The organism is Kitasatospora sp. NPDC098663 (genome assembly GCF_044760075.1).
Lineage (GTDB): Bacteria > Actinomycetota > Actinomycetes > Streptomycetales > Streptomycetaceae > Kitasatospora.
Genome location: NZ_JBIWAP010000118.1, coordinates 1 through 4,072, shown reverse-complemented (window position 1 = coordinate 4,072; position 4,072 = coordinate 1). Strand labels below are relative to the sequence as shown.

Here is a 4,072-nt window from a genome sequence, read left to right as displayed (position 1 = left end):
TCCGACAGGAGGCCGTCCACACCCTCCCGGTCGGTGGTGTGGTCGTCCGCGAACCGACGGTCACCCGTCGCGTCCGGCACGTACTTCACACAGACAACGATCCTCAAGCTCACGGCCTGTCTCCTGTACTGGTCTCGTCCGGCGGCTGCGGCTGTGCAAGCGGGGCGCGAACACGGTGCGCGCCCGCTCCGGGCAGCGGGTTCCCGTGCCGGTCCGGAACTTCCTGGCAGCATACTCGGCAGTAGTCCAGTGGTCACTACTGGCCAGTAGCTTAGGCCGGGCGGCTGCACTTCCGTCTCCGCCCATCCTGCCCCAGGGCAGCCCCGGCACCACCTGATCGGACTACATATCCGCCGCAGGATCGCCCGGGCCCCGGCTCACACCACCTCGCCGAGCGCCGCGATCACATCCACCTTGCGCGGCAGTCCGGCCGCCCGGCGCACCACCCGGCCGCCCCCGTCCAGCACCAGGACGGTCGGCGTCCGCAGGATCTCCAGCCGGCGAGCCAGCTCCAGCCGCTCCTCGGCATCCACCTCGACGTGCGCCACCCCGTCGACCATGCCGGCCACCTCCGCGAGCACCCGGCGGGTGGCCCGGCACGGCTGACAGAACGCCGTCGAGAACTGAACCAGCGTCGCCCGCTCGCCGAGCGCCCCGCCCAGTTCCGCCTCCGACAGCCGTACCGCCCCGCCGTTGGTGCGCACCCTCAGCCTCCCGTCGTGCCGTGCCCGTAGCAGCCCGAAGGCGGTCACCGGCGCCGCCACGACGACGCACACCACCCAACCCGGCCGTCCCCAGTCTGCGGCAGCGGCCCCGGGCCTCAAAAGGGAGGTCGACCACCGGGCCGGGCCCGCGTACGATCGCCGGGTGGAATCCGACCGCACCGCACCGCCGTTGCTGACCTCCCGTCGCGTCGTCGACCTGGGCCGGGCCACCACCACCCGCTGTCGCTGACGCGCCCCGCCGCCGCCCGTCGCGACCCTCCCGGAGCCCTCGTGCAGATCGACCCCCGCGGTCCCCGCTTCGCCGCCGCGCTCACCTCGGTCGTACTGGCCGCCGCCCTCATCACCGGCAGCGACGTGCTGCTGGCCGTCCAGGCCCTCGTCTTCGCACTCGGCGCGTTCGGCGGCCTGCGGCTCTCGCCCTACGGCTGGCTCTACCAGGCCCTCCTCCTCCCCCGGCTGGCCCCGCCCTCCGAGACCGAGGACGAGCGGCCGCCCCGCTTCGCGCAGGGAGTCGGCCTGGTGTTCGCCGTCGTCGGCGCCCTCGGCTTCCTCACCGGGGTGGCCTGGCTCGGCCTCCTGGCCACGGCCTTCGCCCTGGCCGCGGCCTTCCTCAACGCCGCGTTCGGCTACTGCCTCGGCCGTGAGGTCTACCCCTTCGTCCGCCGCGCCCAGGGACGCCTCGGCGCCGGAGCCTAGCCACCCCTCGGGTCCCTGGGCCTCCGGGACGGAGCGGGCCTCCAGGTCGCCGGGAGGGGAAAAGTTCCCACCCGAACTCATCACGGAGATCACACCTCGAATATCCGCTTGACCGCACGGCTCAGGTGACAGCAGGCACTCGTTCGGGGGATCATCTCCGTGAATCACCCGTGACCGCCGCGGCGTGCCGCGCTCCGGTCGGCCCCCGCTCAGCGACGCGGGTACCCGCCGTACCGGGCTCCGGCCCGTGGAAGTCAGGACTGACCGTGGCAGAGTTCGTGTACCCGCCGGTGATCGGCGCCGCACTCACCGCCTTCCGTGCGCTCGACGTGCGGATCAAGATCGTAGGCGCCGAGAACATCCCCGCCAGGGGCGGAGCCGTACTGGTCAGCAATCACATCAGCTACCTGGACTTCCTCTTCGCCGGCCTCGGCGCCTACCGCGGCGGCAAGCGCAAGACCCGCTTCATGGCCAAGGACGACGTCTTCAAGCACCGGGTCTCCGGCCCGCTGATGCGCGGCATGAAGCACATCCCGGTCGACCGCACCGACGGGCAGCCCGCGTACGAGGCCGCCGTGCGCGCCCTCAAGGCCGGCGAGGTCGTCGGGGTGTTCCCCGAGGCGACCATCAGCCGCTCGTTCATGCTGAAGAAGTTCAAGACCGGCGCCGCCCGGATGGCCGCCGACTCCGGCACCCCGCTGCTGCCCGTCATCCTCTGGGGCACCCAGCAGCTCTGGACCAAGGGCCGCCCGAAGACCCTGACCAAGCGCCACGTCCCCGTCACCATCATGATCGGCGAACCGATTCACCTGGGCCCGAACGACAAGCCCGTCATGGTCACCAGACGGCTGCGTGCGGCCATGAGCGAGATGCTCGACCAGGCCCAGCGCGAGTACCCCGGCAAGCCCTCCGGCCCGGACGACACCTGGTGGCTGCCCACCCACCTCGACGGCACCGCGCCCACCCTGGAGGTCGCCGAGGCCGAGGACGAGGCGGAGGCCCTCGCCAAGGCCGAGCGCCGCGCCGCCCGGGGCTGACCGGCCCCGCCCCGGGTCCACCACGTCCCTGTTCCTCCCCGCACCGGTGCTCCGCTTCACCACTCCGCGAGACCTTCTACTCCGTGTGACCGACCGAACGCCAGGCGTCGCGTGTCGCCCGGTCGCCGACGCTCCCCGTCTGACACAGTGACAGCCCCTTTGAGGGGCCTTCGTCCTGCATCGGGGACGGAGCGAACGCCGGAGAGGTCGGAAAGGTCGGAGCGGATATGACACGGATGACCCGCACAGGGCAGTCCCCCAGGTCCACACCCGAGGCCCGCACCCGCGCCAGCGCCGGTGCGGGCCTTCTGCTGCTGAGCGCCCTGCTCACCGGGTGCGGCGCCGAACCCGGTGAGATCCCCCTGTCCGAGATCCAGGCGGACGCCCCCTCCGCCGCACCCGAGTCGACGACCGCCGCCGCGAGCCCCGGTGCCGCGAGCCCCGGCGTGGTCGGCGCCGCCGCCGGAACACCTGCGACCCCCGCGCACAACGGTCTGATCGTCGGCGGGGAATTCCTCAACGCCGCCCGCACCACCAGCGCCATCGTCACCCTCGCACCCGACGGCACCGACTGGCACCAGGTCACCCAGCCGCCCGACCGCACCCGCGACGACCGCCCCGACTGGTCCCCGGACGGCAGCACGATCGCCTTCGACCGGACCGACCCACGGAGCGGCGCCGCCCGCCTCTGGACGGTCTCCACCAGCGGCGACGGCGCCCGCCAGATCGGCCAGCTCTGCGAGACCGGCACCGCCGACTGCACCAACGAGGACGAACGCGCCCCCGCCTACTCGCCCGACGGCAAGCAACTCGCCTTCAGCCGCTCCTGGGGCGCCCTCGACCAGGCCGACAGAAACCAGGTCCAGTACTCGGACCTCTACCTGATGAGCCCCGACGGCACCGACGTCCAGCGGCTCACCTTCCTCACCAACGACAAGCCGTACTCCGGGCAGGTCAGCAACCCCAGCTGGTCCCCCGACGGCAAGCAACTCACCTTCGAGTACCGCACCGGTGCCACCGGTCAGCCCGCCAACAGCCGCGCCATCTACGTCGTCGCCGCGGACGGCACCGGGCTGCGGCAGCTCACCCCCTGGGAACTGCGCGCCGGAGACCGCGCCAACTGGTCACCCGACGGCACCCAGATCCTCTTCACCACCTACCCGGCCGGCCGCGCCGACGCCCCCGGCGGCGGCATCTACACCGTCCACCCCGACGGCACCGCCATCGGCGCGCTGACCCCCGCGCCGTCCAACGTCTTCTACGGCACCGCGTCCTACGCGCCCGACGGCAAGTCCATCGTGTTCGCCCAGGCCCCCGCCGGCTCCGAGGCCGACCTCTACACCATGCGGCCGGACGGGACGGGAATCGCCCGGCTCACCAACGACAGGGACGCCTGGCTGACCCGGCCGGCGTGGGGAACGGCGGCGGTACCGCCTCAACCCGATGGCCGGACATCGACCCAGGCACAATCGCGGCCGTGGGAAGAGGATGAAGAATTCCAGGACGAGTGAAGCACAACGCAAAGAACCCCCATCCGGTCTCCCGGATGGGGGTTCTCTGTGAATGATTGTTCGGCGGCGTCCTACTCTCCCACAGGGTCCCCCCTGCAGTACC

Annotated in this window: 4 protein-coding genes and 1 pseudogene; 3 read left to right on the top strand and 2 right to left on the bottom strand. The window is 72.1% G+C overall.

Annotated elements, in window-relative coordinates; translation table 11 throughout:
- Both ACIQVZ_RS42245 and ACIQVZ_RS42240 read right to left on the bottom strand, forming a co-directional pair.
- Nucleotides 1-113: pseudogene (locus tag ACIQVZ_RS42245) on the bottom strand (electron transfer flavoprotein subunit beta); the annotation flags it as partial.
- A gap of 264 nt (nt 114-377) precedes the next feature.
- Complete coding sequence (locus ACIQVZ_RS42240; protein ID WP_350887856.1) at nt 378-779, bottom strand: thioredoxin family protein; 402 nt, start codon at nt 777-779, stop codon at nt 378-380.
- 216 nt (nt 780-995) lie between these two features.
- On the opposite strand from ACIQVZ_RS42240, the gene ACIQVZ_RS42235 reads away from it, so the two are divergent.
- From ACIQVZ_RS42235 to ACIQVZ_RS42225, 3 genes are all read left to right on the top strand, one after another.
- Nucleotides 996-1,421 (top strand): DUF4395 domain-containing protein, encoded by a 426-nt coding sequence (locus tag ACIQVZ_RS42235; protein ID WP_350887854.1) that lies wholly within the window; start codon nt 996-998, stop codon nt 1,419-1,421.
- Between the two features lie 266 nt (nt 1,422-1,687).
- Complete coding sequence (locus tag ACIQVZ_RS42230; protein WP_350887852.1) at nt 1,688-2,458, top strand: lysophospholipid acyltransferase family protein; 771 nt, start codon at nt 1,688-1,690, stop codon at nt 2,456-2,458.
- Between the two features lie 236 nt (nt 2,459-2,694).
- On the top strand, nt 2,695-3,969 hold the full coding sequence (locus tag ACIQVZ_RS42225; RefSeq protein ID WP_402458455.1) for a TolB family protein: 1,275 nt from the start codon (nt 2,695-2,697) through the stop codon (nt 3,967-3,969).
- The last annotated feature ends 103 nt before the right edge of the window (nt 3,970-4,072 follow it).

Coding starts and splice junctions, on each gene's coding strand:
- ACIQVZ_RS42225 (WP_402458455.1), top strand. CDS start 2,695: ATGACCCGCACAGGGCAGTCCCCCAGGTCCACACCCGAGGCCCGCACC.